Source organism: Cupriavidus sp. 8B (genome assembly GCF_054589115.1).
In genome coordinates this window covers 1-520 of record NZ_BAAILO010000401.1, presented here as the reverse complement: position 1 = coordinate 520, position 520 = coordinate 1, and the positions used below count along the sequence as shown (strand labels likewise).

Annotated in this window: 1 protein-coding gene; it reads right to left on the bottom strand. The window is 67.5% G+C overall.

The genetic code is table 11. From position 1 onward, the window contains the following. Positions 1-519 (bottom strand): FAD-dependent monooxygenase (locus ACYP5B_RS37660; RefSeq protein ID WP_459572973.1); only part of this gene is annotated, 519 nt, incomplete at its 3' end. Position 520 lies beyond the last annotated feature (1 nt).

Below are 520 nucleotides of genomic sequence, written 5' to 3'. Positions count from 1 at the left end.
GGTCTTCCCGGCGAAGGCAAGGCCGGCGTGGCGCCGCACGAGAGAATTGGCGCCGTCCGCGCCCACGATATAGCGCGCGCGCACGGTGGCCGTGTCGCCGCCGGGAAGGCACACGGTGCACCGCACCGCTTCGCCGTCGTCGTCGAAACCGGTGAGATCGACGCCGAGAGCGATGCTCACGCAGGGGTAGCGGCTTAAGCGCGCGCGCAAGGCGCCTTCGAGATCTGGCTGAAAGAACGTGACCAGTTGCGGGTGGCAGTCCTTGGTGCCCGCTGTGTTTGCACGCGCGTATCTGCCGAACAACGGCGAATGCATCTGCACCTTGGCGATGGCCAGCGTATCGAACGCGCCGTCCTCGAGCCCTGCCATCTGCAGTATGCGCAGCGCTTCGTTATCGAGCGCGATGGCTCGGGGCGCGGTGAAAATATCCGCGGCCTTGTCGATGGCCAGGGTACGGACGCCGTAGCGTCCCAGCAGGTTGGCCGCGGTTGCGCCGACCGGACCCAGGCCCACCAGCAGG